The organism is Sphingobacterium sp. LRF_L2 (genome assembly GCF_965644235.1).
In the GTDB taxonomy this organism is placed as follows: Bacteria; Bacteroidota; Bacteroidia; order Sphingobacteriales; family Sphingobacteriaceae; genus Sphingobacterium.
On the sequence record NZ_CBFFRI010000005.1, the window covers coordinates 202,076 to 220,115 of the forward strand.

Genomic DNA, 18,040 nt, shown 5'->3' on the forward strand with positions numbered 1-18,040 from the left:
ATGAAAGAATTTTTATCGGGAATACACGGTGTGTTTATGTTTGTATATCTTACATTTTTGTTTTTCTCTTGCAGTAAATTTCTTGATGAGAAACCAACAAAGACAATTGCGACTCCAAATACACTGACAGATATTCGTGCCCTATTGGATGATGAGGGATATGTCAATAACTTTTTTTCTGGTAATCTGGAGGTTGGTACGGATGACTATTTCATGGGAGAGAGTCCGTTGGAGACTTATACGTCCTATGATCGGGCGTTTTATTATTGGGAGGATCAGGGGAATGCGACCTATTATTTCGGATGGACCTATCCATATAGAGCTGCTACTATTGCTAATGTTGCATTGGAAAGTTTGGACAGGATAGGGGCTACAGGTGCTGAAGCAAACGTGTTGAGGGGGGAGGCCTATTTTATAAGAGCATTCGCGCATTATAATCTTTCGCAGGTGTACTGTAGGGAATACGATCCTACACTAGATAATAGCGTATTGCCAGGTATACCATTGCGTTTAAATTCGGATATGAACGGACCAGAGAATCGTGCTAGTTTGGAGGATACTTATAGACAGATTTTGGATGATTTACAACTGGCACTCGATATGCTTCCTGAAACATCGGATTATGTTACAAGGGCTAACCGTACGGCTGCTTATGCAGTGTCTGCTAGAGTTTATCTTTCTATGGAAAGGTATGTTGACGCATTGGAAATGGCAAATGCTGCGCTTTCGAGGAACAATTATTTATTGGATTATAATCAGCTGGACATTGACGCTGACTATCCTTTTGTCAATACCAATCCTGAGATTATTTTCTTTGGTCATAGTACAGATGTGAAGCAGGTTTTCCTTGATCCGAGTTGTTATATCGACACGTTGTTGATTGCAGAATATGAGGATAACGATCTTCGGTTACCCGTGTATTTCAGTAGGGAGACGAATGGCTATTATACATTTAAAGCACCACTGGCTGCGACATTCTCTTCTTATTTTGGCGGACCGGTAACGGATGAAATGTATCTTATCAAGGCCGAATGTGAGTCGCGTGTAGGAGAGCTGATTGAAGGGATAGGGGCTTTGAATGCTCTGCTGGTTAAGCGCTTTAAAACGGGTACATTTATCGATATACAGGTCGAAAACAAAGAAGAGTTATTGCGGATCATACTTAAGGAGAGGAGAAAGTCATTGATATTTAGAGGTCTTCGGTGGAGTGACTTGAGAAGGTTGAATAAGGATAGCCGTTTTGCAAAAACGCTGACTAGGAGGCGTACGAATGCTGGCGTGGATGAAATCGTGAGCTTACCTCCTGGCGATCTGCGTTATGTCTATCTTATCCCTTTACCTGTGCTGCAATACAGCACCTATACCCAAAATGAAAGATAGAAAGGAATAGATTGAAGAGGCCTCTCTGCAAAAGCAGAGAGACTCTTTAGTTATGTTGTTAATTGCTTCTAAAGGCTTTTACAACATCGTTAGCTGAAAGCGAACTTTGTGCATTGTTGATATGCTGCGCGATCGTTGTTCCGTTGTCATCTTCTGCTTCCATATCGGGTAAGGAAGAGTTTGATGGATCTGCTGGTGCCTCAATCCTACAAACAACTTGAGCAGTACTACCACAAGGTTTACCTGAAACAGGATTTGGAGAATAGTTTGTAGCAGCGTTCAGATTATCTGAAGATGTACCTGTGAAATACCAGGTCTGCGTAGCAAGTGCTTTCGCTGCAGGAACCTCTACTTTACTTTCTAGAGCTTTAGAGCCTAGAAATGTACAAAAGGCTAACGCCATAATTGCTGAACCGGTACGTAACCAGTTCTTCGTTTTTTTCTGCATAATATGCATTTTAATAATATCAATAATTTACTTTCTACCGGTTAGAAGGCATGCTCGTACCTCATTTAGTGCATCTATGATGCGGAGCATTGATCTAATTTTCCGGCCTACCCGGGAAGAGGGCATGTTTACGGGGGAACCGCCCGCGAATCGTATGTTGCCGCCCGTTGAAGCAACCTCCGAAAAAACGGAATGTACAGCATGCAACGCAAAATGGCTGATTTGATACAGGTGCGACCCGCTCCCCGATCGCAATTGATCGGAGGCTTTTGGGCAGAATGGCACTATGTATGCTTTTTGTTTTCATCGCTTTGTTGCTGACCGTTTTCTTTGTGACGGCTCAATAACGCAAAGCTATTGAGCAACCTCATCCCCGAGCTGATAGTTTATGGGTCGTTAAACTGATAGTTTTTTTGGATTTCCTGATTGCTTTTTTATTTCAGTAGTTCTCACTTTCCTTTTTCTGTTTTTCTAAGAATTGGCTTGGACTTAAGCCTGTATGGTGTTTGAAAAAATGATAGAAGGCTTCCGGTGCACTGTATTGGAGTTCGTAAGCACAGAGGCTGGGCGTCAGACCGGTCTGGAGCAGCAGCTTTGCTCTTTCGATGAGCATGTCAAGCCGGGCCGAACGGAGAGATCTGCCAAAATAGGATTTGTAATGTTTATTGATTGTGCTGGCTTCGATTCGCATGGCTCTTTGAAGGTCCACTACGCTAGTCAACTGGCCTTTCTCCTGTATAAACTGCTGTAGTACATGATGTGCTTCGATTGCAATCCTTACGGAGCGTGCGACTTTACTTTGATCTTGATCGACTTTTTCTTTGGATAGTTTTATAAGTGCAATGATCTGTTGAAAGATAAAAGATTCGTTGTCGAGCTGCCGAACATCAAGTTTTTTGCATAGGGTTTCGATATGGTTACGTGTTCGTGACCCAACCCGAAAGTCGAGGCTACTTATTGGATGCGCAGACTTTGCCCGATAGTGTTCCAAGATGCTGTACAGAAAATCGTAAGGGCGCTCGTTGCCTCGCCGGAATACATTTCCACTAAAATAGAAACCAAACAGCTGGCTTTTTCCTCGGGGAAGTTGCAGGATATATTCTTCTTTCGGTAGGTAGAGATACCGTGCCCGTTCAGATGCAATGCTGCAGATATCTCCCGTGGAGGACTGGTAGAGCTGGATATGGCCTTCGCTGCTGAACAGATAGAGGATGTGTAGATCGGCACGACCGATGACCAAGGGGATGCAACGCTCTGCCTCGATTGCAATATCCAGGTGATAAAGGAATCCATGTAACCCATCAAACTGTTGCAATAGGGCTTCTTCTTCGCCTTGTTTCCAATAACTGACTTCCGCATGCCGCAGGTGGAGCTGCTGCTGCAGCCTTTTCAATGCTGTAGAGGAGCTTTCTTGCTTAAAGTAGCTGTATAGCTTAAGGTCTAAACTTTTTTCCATACTAAAATTTATAATTGTTTGGTTCGTACTGTGCTATCTGACGGGTGGCGATGGTATGAAAAAAATAGAATAACACCATAAAAAAGCGTAGAAGGTCTTTGACAACCCGTGAAAGACTCTTGGGTAGGTGTAGAAAATTATCTAAACGTATATTTTCGGTTTCACGGGCTCTGATCGCCATTACACGGATATTTTTGGTATAGAGGTGTTTTTTGGATCAAATTCGCTTTTGTGATCACGACGCTTTCTAGGCCAGAGGGCAAAAGTGACCGGCCGGGGAAGGGTCGGTGCTGGGAACGAATTTTAATGATTGTATGAATGGAACAGTTTATTCTACAGATCCAAAGTGTAACCGTTAATGTGGTGGATTTTCTTCAAAAAATGGAAAGTGCAGCATGGCTTTTGGATGATACCGACGACAAATGTAGCCTATACTATATTTAAGGGCTTGTATCGCTAACCTCGGGGGTGATCCGGACACCCTCTTTTGTTAAACTTAAAAAAAGATCCTAGTACATTAATCTTAAAAAAGGGGGATCCTGCCGTTAGGAAGGATCGAACGAAACATGGAAAGCAGTTGCCAGAACGATCATGTACGACGGACTACTCATGAAATGATCACAATTGCCCCCGCTGCTTGATGGGGGATTTTTATACAAAAATAATGGATTGGAATGCTCTTTTTGATGGTTCTGGCTCTTGGAATAAGAGCTTGAAATGTGCCGCGCTATTTTACCAATGGCGGCTGATTGCTGATTATGATTCGACTTTAGACCTGTTGACGAAGCATCAGCGCTGGTTAAAACAGGCCTATTTTCAGAACGATAACAGCTATTTGCCGCAGCTGCTTGAGCAATGGCCAAAAATGGATGGTAAACCTCGGATATGGGCTTGCTTTCATATCGGCCCTTATGCACTCATAGCGCGTGCTTTACTCGCGCAGGGATGCCGCCTGGCGATCCTGCTACGGGAGGAGGTGTATGCCGAACAGAAAGGGATGTATGAAATGCATTTTGAAAAGACTTTTGGCCGTCGCCCCCGAATGGATGAACTTTGTTTTATTTCTGCCGTGGGGCCCACGTCCATGCTTAAGCTGCGCTCGGCTATACAACGTGGTTTTCATGTTGTTGCTTATGTGGATGGACGTGATGGTATGCATCGGGAAGGTAGGGGCTGGACAGAAGTGTGCTTAAGGGGAACGGCAATGGATACGCGGATTGGCGTTGCTGTGCTCAGTAAATTGACGCAGACGCCTATTCGACCTTTGGTATTGACGTACGAAACGGGTCGGATCGTCCTGCACGCGCGGGGGGAGATTCTTCCATCTGCTGCAAACGATTATCCGTTGGTGCTCCAACATTGTTATGGCTTGCTGGAACGATTGCATGTTGATCAGTTGCTGCAATGGGAATGTCTGCCTGATCTCTTTGACCGACTTATTGCTTCCATGGAATTTGATGCGGATCGGGAACCGATATGGATGCCTGCTGATATTCCTGAAAAACAGCTGTTGTTTGATATTGTCTCGGCGAGGTCTATTAGGGTGTCTCCCGAGAGTTTTAACCGAATAGCTGATCTTTTGAAGGAGCTGCTCCAGACAAGCTAACCGAAGTTGAATTTGATCCGGGATAGCAATTGTTCAAAGCAATTTGTATATTCACTTTTGTATAACCTTTTTGAACTATCCTTTTAAAAAAAAGAGTCTTGACGATGTTTACGTTGATTAACGTATCAGGTCTGGGTATCTTTTGTATAAGAGGAAATAAATTATGAGAACTAACCTGTTAAAACCGCTTCCTTTAGGGATCCATGTATTGTTGTGCGCAATTTATTTCAGTTGGGTACTGCCTGTTAATGTGTATAAATATGGTTGGGGGCATCTACTGGTCATGTTGCTCGTCGCCCCGATCATGTTGTCGATTACCTACCTGAACCGGAAGTGGCTCAAGAAAATGATCTTACGTCGGTTTTCGATACGCAAGCTGTTGCCCCTGATGGCTTATTTTCTATTGCTCCTATTCGGCATTTATCAACTGTTGTACAGGTATCCGAATGCGTTGACGAAGCGTATATTGAAAGATCCTTCTTCACCGGATTACCTGCTTTATTTTATCGATCTGCTGACGTTCTATGTGACTTTTGCAAAATGGGGATTGATCATCGCCATGCTCGAGGTCTCCTGCAACGTTGCAAAATTCCTGTTGCTGCTGCTATTTTCTGAAAGAGATGCTTGGCTGATGGAGTTACGCCAAGATGGATATCGGATTTGGGTTGCACATTTCCTGGGCAACTTGTGTCAAAGTCTTCTTGCTGTTTTCAAGCGGAAATCGAAGCCGATTAAACGTTTGTCTTCCTTTGTGGCGATCTGGGCGTATGGTGTCCGTGTGATGTCCAGAAAGGATAACTTGTTTGTACCTATTGAAGAGGAGCTGCGTTGCCTCCGACATTTGGCAATTCTCTATAAAGATAGGCCGATTGACATTTCTGAAAACGTGAAGGGAACGGCACATCTTATTCTCCCGATGTTATTGTTGAGCCTCTATAAGAATATGGTGAAACATGGCGACTTCTCAAAAGATGCTCCACAGGCTATTTTCAAAGTGGAATCGGATGAAAGGCGGTTGCAGGTGCAGTGTATAAATCCGGTAGCGGAAGATAATGCCTGGCGATTTGAAGATGGTGGAACGGGATTGAATCAGTTGGCTGCGATTTTGAAAGTGGAGTATGGCGCCTCTTTTTCTATCGCTTCGCAGCTGGATGATGGAATTTTTTATTTGACATTGGAATACCTATTTAGAAATGATGAACAAATTTGACTTAATTCTTAAGGAAGAAAACCGACGCAAAAAATTGGCGGTCGGTATTATTGATGATGATCAGGATGCGATCGATGCCCTAGCGTATTTTGTGGAACTGACCGACGATTTTGCCTTAGTGCTCTCCTGCACCAATGCGAAAGAGGGCTTGACATTGCTGCGAAAGTTAGCACTGGATGTGTTGTTTCTGGATATTGAAATGCCCCAGATGAATGGGTTGGTATTCCTGGCGCAGCTGAGTGAGATCAAAAAGGTGAATAAAGACGTGCTGAACCTACAGGTTGTGGTGTGTTCAGCTTATGAAAAGTTTGCCTTCAAAACGTACGATTATAAAGTAGCTGATTACTTGACCAAACCTGTAATTTGGGATCGCTACCTGCAATCGGTCACAGAGGTGAAGCAGCGTCTGCGGACAGTTAGTCTTAATATGCTGTCGGAAAGTAACGAATGTCTCCTTGTTTCGCTACGGGGTGGGGCTACTTTGGAACGCTTATCTTTTGATGATATCATTTATGCGGAAGCGAAGGATGACCGCTCTTGGCTCTGGATAAGTGCGACGGAATATTTTGATGTGAGTATTCCTTTTAAAGATGTACATAACCACTTACCGAAGAAGAACTTTGTTAGGGTACAGCGAAGCTTTATGGTTTCGCTAAACCATGTGAAGGGTATGAAGGGAAAGGAAATAATGCTTCGTGGCACGACTCAGGTAATTAAACGGGGTGAAAAGGGGGCATTTAAAACATTCGAGAAATGGGTGCAAGAGAACCTCGTGTTTGGGGTGCGCAAAAGGTTTGGCGTAAAACGGGAGGATAAGGATGATGAAAAGCCTGAAAATGGCGACGGAGAGAATGTGGGCTCGTGATGTGTTGCAATCGGCCGGATGAAGGTTGGCTCGCCTGCGTTTTTCTTTAATTATAAACCGATCAACAGTGTGCTGCAAATCGTACTAACCAGCGATGTGTTGGCCTAGAGGCTGTTGGCTTATTTACTGCGATTATGAAAGCTTTGATTGATGAAATTGTCGTGCTCGTACGCATGATGAAAAAGTTGTTGATCCATATTGCTGCTTCACAGCAAGGGGTTCCACTCGAAAAGAGAAAGCTGTGGTCAAAACAGGATGTGATGGAGAAGTTGGGAATGACCGACCGGACGTATGAGCGCAACCTCAAGAATGGGAAACTGATTCCTATGCGCCTGAATGGCGCGGATATGTTTTTCGAAGAGGATATCGTCGCCGCGCTGGAAGAGAGTAGAAGAAAGGGTAAGATCTAGTTGGCAATGTATGGTGGAAGGTCGTTGTTGTTGGATGTCGGCTTTCTGTTGTAGGGTTAGATTGTTGCAATGTTGCTGTACACTACGCCAATGACAGGTGACATGGAGCTGTTGTATAGTGACATTGCTTTGTTGTCGTTTGACTTTTTGACGTTGTTCTTTGGGGACGTGTTCCCTAACGATGTTACTGTTACGGACAGCTTTGTCGACAACCTTTTCTACTTATCCAAAGACTCGCCGAATACATACTTTGCTTTAATGTATATGTACATTGTCTTGGTGTATAAGTACATTGCGCGGAACGCAGGTGAGTTTTTCGAAAACTACATGAACTTATTGATAAACTCCATGTAGTCGTTTGTGAACTCCATGGAGTCGTTCGACATGTCCATGCACTTTTTTGTAAACTACATGAAGTTGTTGAACATTTACATGGAGTTTCGCGTAAACTTCATGTAATTGTTGACTTTGTACATATACACTGGCTCAGTGTATATGTACATTGCGTAAAACTTCATGAACTTCTTTGTCAACTACATGAAGTTTTTTGTTTTTTACATTGCGTTTTGTTTAGTGTACATGTACATTGGCTTAATGTACATGTAGAAAATGGCGATTTTTTTGGTTTTTGGGCCTGTTTTTCGCCAGATCCCGCCAATTTCCGCCAAATCCCGCCAAAGTTTCATTTGGATCTGCTTTGTTTTTTACGTTTGTACTGTTCGAATAGCTCGCGAGGAAAACGGACGTCACGGGATGCTACAGGGTATCCTTGCTAAAAAAATGGCAACTAAATTTAAAGCGCTCATCGGTTTTTCCCGGTGGAAAGATGATGAGCTGGTGGTGTACGCAAATACAATTGTGAACGCCATGACAGACAATGCTAATTTTCCTGCGCCTTCACCTGCTTTAGCGGAAGTGCAGACAGTACTGGATGATTTTGCGGCTAAGCTTTCTGCCGCCCGAAAGCGTGGATCTCCGGAAGATACAGCTCTAAAGGATGAGACTAGGCCACTACTGGAAGCGATCCTGCAGAAGCTCGCCTACTATGTAAATTCGGTAGCGAATGGACAGATATCGGTATTGCTAAGCTCGGGCTTTGCGACGAATAGCGAGAGTGTTTCTTCGAAAATACCACTGCGTGTAGAGGGTGTGAGATTGGCCGATGGGCGGCAATCGGGGCAGGCTCGGCTCGATTTCAACAAGCTCAAAGGGGCTTTGCTCTACGAGTACCAGTACAAAAAAGTCTCGGAATCGGAATGGAGCGATCGGCTGACGACAACCTCGTCGCGTGGCAATATTCTGGCTCCCTTGGATGTAGCGGAACGCTACGAGGTGCGTGTTCGCGGTGTCAACACGCAGGGATCGGGCGACTGGAGTGACACTTCGCAACTACTGGTGCGTTAGCAGCACTGTAGTGTGCTGAATGGCTAAAGGAACCGCGGTACGGATCGCTATGCCGGCAGCTTTTCCGTACTGCGGTTCTCGAAATCTTAACGCAGGGCACTGGCCCTGCTTATTGTAAACCTTTAATTTTTTTACGATGAATAGTACGCATACTCTTGTGCTGAAGCGCCGCTATGGGGCTTTGGGTACAAATGGCTCGCTCTCCTATCAGGGAAAGCACATCTGCTATACCATAGAGCTTCCGGATAAGAATAATATTCCTCGCCTTAGCTGCATCCCGGAAGGACGTTACAAACTGGAAAAAAAGCGGTATCCCAAGAATGGGGAGCAGATCGGTATTCCCAATGTGTTGGGACGAGAAGCGATATTGATCCACCCAGCAAATAATGCCATGAAAGAATTGCTAGGCTGTATTGCTCCTGTCACCACCTTAACAGGCGAAGGAATAGGTACCGATAGCCGTAAGGCCCTGCATGAATTGAAAGCGTTGGTCTACGCCCTTTGGGAAATGGAAGGAGAGGTGTTTTTGTTGATTAGAACTTGATGATAATTGTAAAGATGTAAAGCCGTTGATTTTTATTGGTTACGAAGTGATGGGGTAGTTAAAAGGTTACATTGATTGTAAAGTCGTGAAGCTATAAAGGATGAATAATTGCACTACAAATCTTTAACATTCAATGTCGCCTTGAAAGCTTTGCAATATGTAGAACTTTGCCTTGGCACAGACTTATCCTGCAAAGGTTTCCAGCGACGATTTTTTTTGCATCCTTTTTTTGGGAAAAAAAGGATGAGCCCCGTCTCGGCTTGAGGGGCAAAAGAACAAGCCCAGTCCTGGCAAAGGACAAAAAAGAAGCTTATGCAATAATTATTTACAGATGAAAAAAGTGCTCAGTAAAATCAGTCAAGTGATACAGGTGGTATTGCTGGCTCCAATTCAGTTGCCAGGAAAGGCGTTGAATGTATTGAAATATATTGCCATTGGTTTAGGCATCGCGGAGGCGGTGATCGATGAGGAGGTGGGGAAAACTGATGCAGCAGCAGATGGCGGAGAGATCGCTGCCGAAGTGGAAGCAAAAGAGGAGCAAGATGAGACCGCTCAATAACGTGCAGGTAGGTACACTGGGTGGTACACTCTGCTCTATATGGAACAGCTTCGATTGGTCGAATCTTGTGAACACCATATTGATGGCTATCGTTGGCGCTGCGGTAAGTTACTTAACCAGTCGTCTTCTACAGGGTAAGCGTCGTCGAAAACGTTAAGAGCGTATAAAAAATAGACTTCACTCCCGCGGAATTTTTCGTGATAGTTGACAGATGAGACTTCATTATCATCTGGTCGCTGGCGAAAGGAATAGAGAGGAAATTAGGCGAAAAGTGTAAAGGGAGGCATGTGTTCTGCATGCCTCCTTTTTCCGTTAATAAGTCAGTTTAGAAATCGCTGTTACATCGGATACACCTACAAAACGAATACCTCGTGTCGCAGTAGCAGCAGTAACATCTATTTTGTAGCAATAGAAGTTTCCTTCTGTGTTTTTGAGTACATAATAAGCTGTATTTCCGTTATCATCGATATATACCTTATTTAAATAAGACATTTGAGCATGGTCTGGAATGTCGGTTACATCCGTAACAGTTTTGTTAATCACATCGACGATAGCGAGATTGACAATTCCTCCTGAAACGCCCCCAACGACGTCTGTTTGGTAGAGGGTCATTAGAAATTTTCCTTCCTTAATATAGTTGCCGCGGGCAATCTTATGACCTGTTAGTGCTTCTACATCAAAGAAATAACTGGCGTCAACGGCATCTGTTGAAGCATTTATTTTGATAATTCCAGAATGGTTTTTTGCTGTGAGTGCTGTGTTAAGGGCATTACCTGATGTAGACCAAGCATAAACGTCACCATTATCGATTTGTTCTACACCTTGCATGCCAAACCAGTTTCCGATTGGTCCGATACGGCCATCGCGGATTAACTTTTGGTAAGTGAGTGTCGCTTTATCGAATACTGCGATCCATGCACTGTCAATATAAGAGGTACTTTTTCCGGTTACTCCTGTTGCGGAATATAATGGCATGTAGAGTTTATCACCGATTTCTTTGATGGCGGTATAATTCGCAAATTCACCTGTTTTAAAGAGATCTAGGCTGAAAGATTTACGTTGGGAAACTTGATAATTAGCTGCATCAAACTGGTATAAAGTAGCCTCAGGGTTGGAAATGCCTCCCGAAAGTGAAACGCCTACATAAGCCTTATCATCGATTGGTGTATAAGCACCTGTGAATTCCGTATTGACTTGATTACCGGCTTTAACGATCTCTCCAGAACTGTTTAATTGGTATGCCTGTGTAGGACCATAATTAGCATAGGTGATACCGAATAAGGTATTGTTTTGCACAAGGAAAGAGTAGGCGCTTGTTTCTACACCGTTATTCTTAATAGAAACTTCGCCCGAGCTTAGATCGTCTGCTGTGATAATGTAATTGGCTGCTTCGCCCGATGTGCCATCTGAATAAACAACAAACAGGAATTTGGATCCGCTGCCTGTTGCTGGTTCGCCACTGTTATCGTCACTTTTGCTGCATGCTGCACTGATCGTTAAGCCGATTCCTAGAAGGGCTAGTTTACTGTAGTTTTTTAAGTTCATATTTTATTTTGTTATTTTTTTGTAAAGGCATAGCGGAATTTCACATTGAAATTTCGACTGGGCTTCTGTAACATATAGTTATCGTAAAGTATAGCGTCGGTTATATTTCGCGCATCTATACCGATATTATATTTACCATTTGCAAATGAATAGGTAATATTCGCATCATATGATAACTGTTCTGGAATGGTTTCTTTTGTACTGGTTGTACCTGCAGATGGCCATCGTAGAAAATAGTCGTGCACATAGTACATATTAGCACCTACCCGAAGGCTGCTATTGTGTAGTAGAACGTTATTCCACTGATAGGAGACGTCTGCGTTTCCAAAGAGATAGGGAATGTTAGGAAGCCTATCTTTATAGAAAATGCTGACATCGGTACTGCTGGTTTCGTATTCTGTTTGATTACGTAGGTTCTGATAGGTTATATTTCCGACAATATGGAGCTTGCGGGCATAGGAATAGTGTAATTCAAGATCTCCACCTAAGTTATTAACATCGCGTTGATTTTGTGCGGTCTGCATCATGTTCCCGTTATTGTTTGTAGCAGAATTTACGTAACGGATGAAATCTTTTGCTTTTCGGAATATACCGCTCATGTTGACTAAGAGTGCATTTTGTTCATCCCATTGGAAAGTATGGCTGACTCCTAGGTTATAATTGTGTGAGTGTTCAGGCTTTAATTGCGGATTAGCGGTCAGATTGACAACGTCTCCAAAAAGCTCATCGTCGATAGGTAAGCGGTATGTTTTTTCGTAGGAAAATTTAAATTGTGTTAGTGGAGATAAGTTGTATGATGACGCAATACCATATCCGAAATAATTTCGAGTATCTTCATAATCGCTGTAAATGCCGTTGTTTACTTGGTAGGCATGTACATGTTGAAAATAATGCTTGATGAAGATTTGGTTGACAAAATTTTCTATAAGGGAGTTTCCCCATGCTAAACCGGTGATATTCTTCTGGAGCTTCTTTGGTTGCTTGTAAAAATCATTATCCGGCTGTAATTCATTATCGCCTATTCGATTTGTAGAGGTAAATGTATTGTTGAAGTATACGGTGTTATGTTCGTTTAGCGCATACTGTAGATTAGCGGTAGCATTGGCGTTGTTGTTCTTATACCGATAGAGTGTTCTTTCTACTTCACCACCTGGGCTCCAGTCTTTAACACCTTTCGGTATACTTTCTCCATACCAATTAAATTGCCGATATACGGTGTCGACAGTTTTTTCTTCACCAAGATTAAAGCTGCCTTGAACCTTGAGGTCGAGACCGTCAACAAGAAAGTTGTTTTTATGGTAGAGGATATTTGGCAGAATAATATTGCCTTCTTTGAAGCGTGCTCCAAATACATCCGACATCCGATTTCCAGTTTGTATGTCTGCGTGGTTATCACCTAGCTTGATACCAAATAAGAGTTGATCCGCCCAGCTCTTGTTGCTTACTCCGATGTTAAAATTAAACAGCTGGTTGTCGTATTGATCGTGAAAACGCCTTACTCGATCGCTGATCGTAACGCCTGTTGTTATGTCAGGAACCACATCAACGTTAACCCAATAATTGTTTTTAGAATAATTTTTGTAGGCGTTTAGTTCAAGTGTAAAACCATTCTTTGCAATGTAGCCTGCATTGAGATTGGCACGATGTGTACCGAACGATCCGTAGGAGTAGGAAGCATCTACAAAGTTGGAAATTGCAGTGTTTTTGACTAAATTAATAGCTCCTCCAATGGCGTCGCCTCCCAGCCAAATAGGCACGACACCTTTATAAACTTCAATTTGACTTATGTAATTGATGGGTATGTTGTTTAACTGGAAAGAGGATCCGTAATTGTCAATTGGTAGACCGTCCATAAAAATCTTAACTTGATTTCCTGAGAATCCATTTATACTGAGTGCTGTTTGTGATCCTAAGCCTCCAGATTCACGAACGCGGACACCAGACACACGGTTTAGTAATTGGGTGACATCTATGGTATTATTGTGTAGTTTCTTGGCATCAATCGCTGTTACATTGAAAGATTGCTTATTAACTTGATCTACTTTGCTTAATCCTAAGATTTCAATGGCTTCTATACTAACCACATCTTCTACAAGTGTAAATGTTTGTATTTTCGTTGATGCACTGTTTTGTGAGATAACCTTTTTCAGTGGCTTCATTCCTAAAGCAGAAATATGAAGATTTATAGTCCCCTGTCTAGGGATATCGATAGCGAATTTTCCGTCACGATCTGTACTGACCACAGAGATTCCATTTAAACTCACGGAGGCGTAGGGTATAGGGCTCCCCTTTTCATCGACTACATGACCTATTATTTTCTTTTGCTCCTGTGCATAGCTCTTGGGCAGGGGAAATATAATTGTAAAAGATAAAATGAAACCCAGCAAGATGCTGTAGCGATAAACTAGGTTTCTAGAATTTGCTTGCATTTTTATTTAGATTAAGTTTAAACAAGGCAAAGGTAAAAATATATTTAAGAAAACAAATAATGTGTTTGTTATATTTTTTTTTGCTGAAATTCATGTTTTACACTAAAATTGATATTGGTATTGTATTTTTTTTGATAATTTTTTATTAACTTATTAATGAATGTGCGAGGGGAGTTGTTTACAAATTCGATTTTGTTTTATCGAGTGAAGAGGTCACAAAGATGCATTTGTTAAGATGTATGGTCGTTGATTGGTATAGGTTACAAAGTTAAGGAGTTACAAAATTACATTTGTTGTAAAGATGTAAAGTCGTGAATTCGTTAAAAAGTAGATATGTTTTTGCAAAGCGATTACCTAATAGAACGGCCTTGGTTGTTTCTACGTTGATCTTTGATCAGGAAATTCTGTTAAAAACGAAACACTGTTTGAGCGGAGCGAGTTTAGGTTAAAGAAAAAAAATTGCACAAACGATCCTTAACGATGAATGTCGCCTTGAAACCGAGCTTGCGAGCTCACCGAAGGTAACCTTTGCAATATGTAGAATTTTGCCTTCGCACGGACTTATCCTGCAAAGGTTTCCAGCGACGAGTTTTATGAATTCGTGTTTGTTTTTTTTGTATTCATGAGCTCCCTTCGGTCGGTTTGGTTCTTTTTTCGGAAAAAAGAACTGGGCTGTCCGCCCATAGAGGACAAAAAGAAACCTTGCCCCGGCTTGAGGGGCACAACTTTATCAAGAAAAAAGTAATGCCCAGTCCTGGCTAAGGACAAAAAAGAAGCCACTCTGGGCTTTAAGGACACAACTTATCCTTTTCTTGGGAAAAAGAATGGCCTTGAAATACTTGTCATACGTGAATAAATACCTTTTAAGAAAGATATTCCGATTTCATCATATTGACAAAAGAGGAATAATAGTTGACCGCTTCTGATTTTTTATTCTGTTCAATGAGTTGAATGGAAGGAACGATAAGATTTTCGTATATGAAATGTCCGTGCTTGCAAAGCACAAACACGAATGAAAATAATCGGGACATTCCATATGACCTTTAAAAAACAAATTATTTACATATGAAATCTAGAATTTCAGCTTTATTTTCTGCGCGGTAAATATTTATTAACATGAGCGGTGCAATTACCTTGTATTCGGTAATCAGTGCATTGTAATCAGGGTTGGGCTTCATAAATGATTCCCGTAAATTTCGTAATAACTCGAGTTCATAGCAGTCGTCGGGGAGCCCTTTGTGATATACGCATGCGGTCGTCAAGAAACAGCCATAGGGACCGACATCCTCACTCTTTTTTTCCTCGGCATACAGTTCAGCCATTTTTTTCGTATTCTTTACGTTAAACATGTAAACAAGACCATCGTTATATCCACTAATCTTATTCTCTTTGAATCCAAAGTCTATTAGCCATTCACCGTTTTTTTCGAATATTAGACCTGAATTTCCAATGGACGCATCGCTTTCCGTAGCCTTAGCTGTGAAGATCTGATAACTCTCTGTTATACCACCACCGTCTGTTCCCACCGAGAGAAATCGTGTTTTGTAAACTGCAAATTTACGTGCGATAATATTTCCTTCTTTTCATGGCTCTTACTTAGTTTGCTTGTTAATAACATAACAAATAAAAAAAAATGATTTGACGGATGAAATACCCCATTTGTAGTATTTATTGAGCAGGATGATCAGGCAGCTTAGCCTTTTATTCGAGTTGTATGTTGCAAGCTGTTTAAACGTAAAATAGGGGGGCAAAAAATCTCTTGCCCCTATGCTATCTATTTCGTTTTTTTCTTAACTGCTTTCTTTTTCTTCAGCAGCTGTTTTTGCTTGATCCGTTCCTCTATTGCTTTCAGATCTATATCAATATCATAATGCCCCGATGTTAACGATAGATCCTTCCATACCATAAGAGCTCTTCTATATTTCTGTTGTTTCTCCAACAGCAACAGTTGCTTCAGTAAAATAGCCGCTTTATTGATTCCGCGTACTGTTAATGCAAAGGCTATGGTCTTTTCCGCTTCTTCAAAGGATTCGGTATCCAACAACAATTGTATAAAGTAAGGATAGACTTCAACCGCAAAAACATTTTCTGACAGTGCAGTTTGAAAATATTCTTTTGCCTTATCATAATTATACAATTGCTCGGCATATACTCTTCCCATAAGATTTAACGCCATTGTGTTTGCGTCATCATAAGATAAGGCATAGGATAAAGACTCTAACGTTTCTTCTAAATAAAAGGGGTAGCTATCCAGTGCCTTTAGCACATATTTATCTCCAATATTCATAAATTTTTCGTAAAAGCAGTGTAAACTGCAATAAACCCAGTCTAGACCGAACTAGACAAAAAACACCTTTCTCCAACGTTTTGTAGGAGCGATACAGAAGTGACGAGGAAATAAGCTATGAAAACGAAGTCTTCTGAAGAATAGCTGCCACGCCCTCCTGGGTAGTAGAACCTGATATATTTAATAGTGCAAACATATTCTTCAGTCTTTTAATGTGTTAATACTTAATTGTGATGCAAAGTAAATGAAATATTTCGGAATACTCAAGGGTATTGGTTACAAAATTATGTAGTTACAGAGTTACATTGATTGTAAAGATGTAGAATTGTAAAGTTGTGAAGTCGTAAATAAAGTAGATGAGTTTTTGCAAAGCGATTATTTTAAGGAACGGCCTTGGTTTTTTCTACGAAGATCTTTGATCAGGAAATTCTGTTAAAAACGAAACACTGTCTTAGCGAAGCGAGTTTAGGTTAAAGAAAAAAAATTGCACAAACTATCCTTAACGATGAATGTCGCCTTGAAACCGAGCTTGCGAGCTCACCGAAGGTAACCTTTGCAATATGTAGAATTTTGCCTTCGCACGGACTTATCCTGCAAAGGTTTCCAGCGACGATTTTTTATGAATTCGTGTTTGTTTTTTTGTATTCATGAGCTCCCTATGGTCGGTTTGCATCCTTTTTTTGGGAAAAAAAGGATGAGCCCGGCCCCGGCTTGAGGGGCACAACTTTATTAAGAAAAAAGTAATGCCCTGTCCTAGCAAAGGACAAAAAGAAACCTCGCCCCGGCTTGAGGGGCAAGAAAAAACGTTTAAAAAGAAGAGAAGGGCTGTCCGTCCATAGAGGACAAAAATATATTTATTACCTTTGCCCTAACCATTATAATAAAGCCATGCTAAGACCAATTTACATCGATCCGATCACGGATTATGGATTCAAACGTATTTTTGGATCAGAAATTAACAAAGATTTATTGATATCCCTTCTTAACGGCCTTTTTCGAGGACGGAAAAACATCGTTGATTTAGTTTATGAGCGAAACGAACATGTCGGCGAAGGAGTGGAGATCGGGACCGTCATCTTCGACCTGATGTGTACAGCAGATGACGGTGCAAAATTTGTCATTGAAGTACAGCGTACGGCCCAGGCCAACCTGAAACGTCGGATGCTGTACTATGGGAGTAAGATCATCGCAGACCAAGCCCCCAAAGGGAACCGCAAAGCCTGGAATTACGAAATCACGGAAGTCTACGTCATTGTGCTGATGGACGGTTTTGTCTTACCCGATGCCGAGGAAGCCGACGATGTTCTGCATGATATCTGTCTGTGCAACAGGGTTACAGGAAAAGTTTTTTACGAAGATCTGGGTTTTATTTACGTGCAGTTACGTAACTTTGCAAAAGCAGAGGAGGAGCTGGAGAGTGATCTGGATCGTTGGTTGTACGTTTTACGGAATCTATCGACCTTAGAAAAGTTGCCCTTGTTTTTGCGTAAATCTATATTTGAGAAGCTGTTTGAGATAGCGGAATATTGTAAATTAAACCAGGAGGAACGCACGATGTACGACGTAAGTTTAAAGCGAAAGTGGGATCAGGAAGCTGTTCGGCAATACCAGGAAGAAGAACAGAAGAAACGCCTAGAAGAGGGCCTTGAGAAAGGACTGCAACAGGGGCTTGAACAAGGACTTCAACAAGGAATAGAACAAGGAATTGAGCAAAACAAACATGAAGTTGTAAGAAAGTTGATCCACCGAGGGGATTGGTCGGATACAGATATTGCGGACTTTGCAGAAGTCTCTTTGGAATTTGTGCAGTCCCTCCGAGTCGAATTAGGAACAAGTAAGAAATAATTTGTGACGTTTGAACGTTACCAAAAACCTTCCGAACCTAGGAAGGTTTTTT

General features: G+C 41.9%; 19 protein-coding genes. 12 read left to right on the forward strand and 7 right to left on the reverse strand.

Translation table 11 applies throughout. The features are described from left to right. Window positions 1–1,380 carry a RagB/SusD family nutrient uptake outer membrane protein gene (locus tag ACSZOX_RS12265; protein ID WP_437920274.1) on the forward strand — a complete coding sequence of 460 codons (1,380 nt, stop codon included), beginning with the start codon at window positions 1–3 and terminating at the stop codon, window positions 1,378–1,380. Window positions 1,381–1,438: 58 nt separating this feature from the next. Here ACSZOX_RS12265 and ACSZOX_RS12270 read toward each other — a convergent pair whose 3' ends face one another. Continuing rightward, a complete protein-coding gene (locus ACSZOX_RS12270) occupies window positions 1,439–1,828 on the reverse strand; it encodes a hypothetical protein (RefSeq protein ID WP_437920275.1) in 390 nt (129 codons plus the stop codon). A gap of 439 nt (window positions 1,829–2,267) precedes the next feature. After that, on the reverse strand, window positions 2,268–3,284 hold the full coding sequence (locus ACSZOX_RS12275; RefSeq protein WP_437920276.1) for a helix-turn-helix domain-containing protein: 1,017 nt from the start codon (window positions 3,282–3,284) through the stop codon (window positions 2,268–2,270). Between the two features lie 318 nt (window positions 3,285–3,602). Between ACSZOX_RS12275 and ACSZOX_RS12280 the strand changes: the two genes are divergently transcribed. The 10 genes from ACSZOX_RS12280 (at window position 3,603) to ACSZOX_RS12325 (ending at window position 10,039) form a co-directional block, all read left to right on the forward strand. Then, complete coding sequence (locus ACSZOX_RS12280) at window positions 3,603–3,728, forward strand: hypothetical protein (RefSeq protein ID WP_437920277.1); 126 nt, start codon at window positions 3,603–3,605, stop codon at window positions 3,726–3,728. A gap of 220 nt (window positions 3,729–3,948) precedes the next feature. Further along, a complete protein-coding gene (locus ACSZOX_RS12285) occupies window positions 3,949–4,890 on the forward strand; it encodes a hypothetical protein (RefSeq protein ID WP_437920278.1) in 942 nt (313 codons plus the stop codon). A gap of 163 nt (window positions 4,891–5,053) precedes the next feature. Continuing rightward, window positions 5,054–6,100, forward strand: a complete 1,047-nt coding sequence (locus tag ACSZOX_RS12290; RefSeq protein ID WP_437920279.1) for a hypothetical protein — start codon at window positions 5,054–5,056, stop codon at window positions 6,098–6,100. Continuing rightward, entirely contained in the window at window positions 6,084–6,965 is an 882-nt protein-coding gene (locus ACSZOX_RS12295) for a LytR/AlgR family response regulator transcription factor (RefSeq protein WP_437920280.1), read from the forward strand. Before ACSZOX_RS12290 ends, ACSZOX_RS12295 begins: the two co-directional genes overlap by 17 nt. 161 nt (window positions 6,966–7,126) lie before the next feature. Further along, window positions 7,127–7,375, forward strand: coding sequence for a hypothetical protein (locus tag ACSZOX_RS12300; protein ID WP_437920281.1), 249 nt, complete (start codon window positions 7,127–7,129; stop codon window positions 7,373–7,375). 69 nt (window positions 7,376–7,444) lie between these two features. Beyond that, entirely contained in the window at window positions 7,445–7,729 is a 285-nt protein-coding gene (locus ACSZOX_RS12305) for a hypothetical protein (RefSeq protein ID WP_437920282.1), read from the forward strand. Window positions 7,730–8,242: 513 nt separating this feature from the next. Next, on the forward strand, window positions 8,243–8,779 hold the full coding sequence (locus ACSZOX_RS12310; RefSeq protein ID WP_437920283.1) for a hypothetical protein: 537 nt from the start codon (window positions 8,243–8,245) through the stop codon (window positions 8,777–8,779). Window positions 8,780–8,915: 136 nt separating this feature from the next. Next, window positions 8,916–9,323 carry a DUF5675 family protein gene (locus ACSZOX_RS12315; protein WP_437920284.1) on the forward strand — a complete coding sequence of 136 codons (408 nt, stop codon included), beginning with the start codon at window positions 8,916–8,918 and terminating at the stop codon, window positions 9,321–9,323. Window positions 9,324–9,654: 331 nt separating this feature from the next. Next, complete coding sequence (locus ACSZOX_RS12320; protein ID WP_437920285.1) at window positions 9,655–9,882, forward strand: hypothetical protein; 228 nt, start codon at window positions 9,655–9,657, stop codon at window positions 9,880–9,882. Beyond that, window positions 9,866–10,039, forward strand: coding sequence for a hypothetical protein (locus ACSZOX_RS12325; protein ID WP_437920286.1), 174 nt, complete (start codon window positions 9,866–9,868; stop codon window positions 10,037–10,039). The genes ACSZOX_RS12320 and ACSZOX_RS12325 overlap by 17 nt, the downstream gene beginning before the upstream one ends. Before the next feature lie 155 nt (window positions 10,040–10,194). Here the strand turns inward: ACSZOX_RS12325 and ACSZOX_RS12330 are convergent, their stop codons facing one another. The 5 genes from ACSZOX_RS12330 to ACSZOX_RS12350 form a co-directional block, all read right to left on the reverse strand. Next, window positions 10,195–11,427 carry a DUF4374 domain-containing protein gene (locus ACSZOX_RS12330; protein WP_437920287.1) on the reverse strand — a complete coding sequence of 411 codons (1,233 nt, stop codon included), beginning with the start codon at window positions 11,425–11,427 and terminating at the stop codon, window positions 10,195–10,197. Window positions 11,428–11,438: 11 nt separating this feature from the next. Next, window positions 11,439–13,856 carry a TonB-dependent receptor plug domain-containing protein gene (locus ACSZOX_RS12335; protein ID WP_437920288.1) on the reverse strand — a complete coding sequence of 806 codons (2,418 nt, stop codon included), beginning with the start codon at window positions 13,854–13,856 and terminating at the stop codon, window positions 11,439–11,441. A gap of 863 nt (window positions 13,857–14,719) precedes the next feature. After that, window positions 14,720–14,887, reverse strand: a complete 168-nt coding sequence (locus ACSZOX_RS12340; protein WP_437920289.1) for a hypothetical protein — start codon at window positions 14,885–14,887, stop codon at window positions 14,720–14,722. Between the two features lie 24 nt (window positions 14,888–14,911). Continuing rightward, window positions 14,912–15,382 carry a hypothetical protein gene (locus tag ACSZOX_RS12345; protein ID WP_437920290.1) on the reverse strand — a complete coding sequence of 157 codons (471 nt, stop codon included), beginning with the start codon at window positions 15,380–15,382 and terminating at the stop codon, window positions 14,912–14,914. Between the two features lie 248 nt (window positions 15,383–15,630). Beyond that, entirely contained in the window at window positions 15,631–16,143 is a 513-nt protein-coding gene (locus ACSZOX_RS12350) for a hypothetical protein (RefSeq protein ID WP_437920291.1), read from the reverse strand. An 888-nt stretch (window positions 16,144–17,031) separates the two neighbouring features. On the opposite strand from ACSZOX_RS12350, the gene ACSZOX_RS12355 reads away from it, so the two are divergent. Continuing rightward, window positions 17,032–17,988 carry an Rpn family recombination-promoting nuclease/putative transposase gene (locus tag ACSZOX_RS12355; protein WP_437920292.1) on the forward strand — a complete coding sequence of 319 codons (957 nt, stop codon included), beginning with the start codon at window positions 17,032–17,034 and terminating at the stop codon, window positions 17,986–17,988. The last annotated feature ends 52 nt before the right edge of the window (window positions 17,989–18,040 follow it).

What these genes read in the sequence shown, in the direction of transcription:
- ACSZOX_RS12325 (WP_437920286.1), top strand. Translation starts at nt 9,866, where the DNA reads ATGAGACCGCTCAATAACGTGCAGGTAGGTACACTGGGTGGTACACTC.
- ACSZOX_RS12280 (WP_437920277.1), top strand. Translation starts at nt 3,603, where the DNA reads ATGGAACAGTTTATTCTACAGATCCAAAGTGTAACCGTTAATGTGGTG.
- ACSZOX_RS12340 (WP_437920289.1), bottom strand. Translation starts at nt 14,887, where the DNA reads ATGTCCCGATTATTTTCATTCGTGTTTGTGCTTTGCAAGCACGGACAT.
- ACSZOX_RS12355 (WP_437920292.1), top strand. Translation starts at nt 17,032, where the DNA reads ATGCTAAGACCAATTTACATCGATCCGATCACGGATTATGGATTCAAA.
- ACSZOX_RS12295 (WP_437920280.1), top strand. Translation starts at nt 6,084, where the DNA reads ATGATGAACAAATTTGACTTAATTCTTAAGGAAGAAAACCGACGCAAA.
- ACSZOX_RS12265 (WP_437920274.1), top strand. Translation starts at nt 1, where the DNA reads ATGAAAGAATTTTTATCGGGAATACACGGTGTGTTTATGTTTGTATAT.
- ACSZOX_RS12335 (WP_437920288.1), bottom strand. Translation starts at nt 13,856, where the DNA reads ATGCAAGCAAATTCTAGAAACCTAGTTTATCGCTACAGCATCTTGCTG.
- ACSZOX_RS12305 (WP_437920282.1), top strand. Translation starts at nt 7,445, where the DNA reads ATGTTGCTGTACACTACGCCAATGACAGGTGACATGGAGCTGTTGTAT.
- ACSZOX_RS12275 (WP_437920276.1), bottom strand. Translation starts at nt 3,284, where the DNA reads ATGGAAAAAAGTTTAGACCTTAAGCTATACAGCTACTTTAAGCAAGAA.
- ACSZOX_RS12285 (WP_437920278.1), top strand. Translation starts at nt 3,949, where the DNA reads ATGGATTGGAATGCTCTTTTTGATGGTTCTGGCTCTTGGAATAAGAGC.
- ACSZOX_RS12290 (WP_437920279.1), top strand. Translation starts at nt 5,054, where the DNA reads ATGAGAACTAACCTGTTAAAACCGCTTCCTTTAGGGATCCATGTATTG.
- ACSZOX_RS12320 (WP_437920285.1), top strand. Translation starts at nt 9,655, where the DNA reads ATGAAAAAAGTGCTCAGTAAAATCAGTCAAGTGATACAGGTGGTATTG.
- ACSZOX_RS12315 (WP_437920284.1), top strand. Translation starts at nt 8,916, where the DNA reads ATGAATAGTACGCATACTCTTGTGCTGAAGCGCCGCTATGGGGCTTTG.
- ACSZOX_RS12310 (WP_437920283.1), top strand. Translation starts at nt 8,243, where the DNA reads ATGACAGACAATGCTAATTTTCCTGCGCCTTCACCTGCTTTAGCGGAA.
- ACSZOX_RS12330 (WP_437920287.1), bottom strand. Translation starts at nt 11,427, where the DNA reads ATGAACTTAAAAAACTACAGTAAACTAGCCCTTCTAGGAATCGGCTTA.
- ACSZOX_RS12350 (WP_437920291.1), bottom strand. Translation starts at nt 16,143, where the DNA reads ATGAATATTGGAGATAAATATGTGCTAAAGGCACTGGATAGCTACCCC.
- ACSZOX_RS12270 (WP_437920275.1), bottom strand. Translation starts at nt 1,828, where the DNA reads ATGCAGAAAAAAACGAAGAACTGGTTACGTACCGGTTCAGCAATTATG.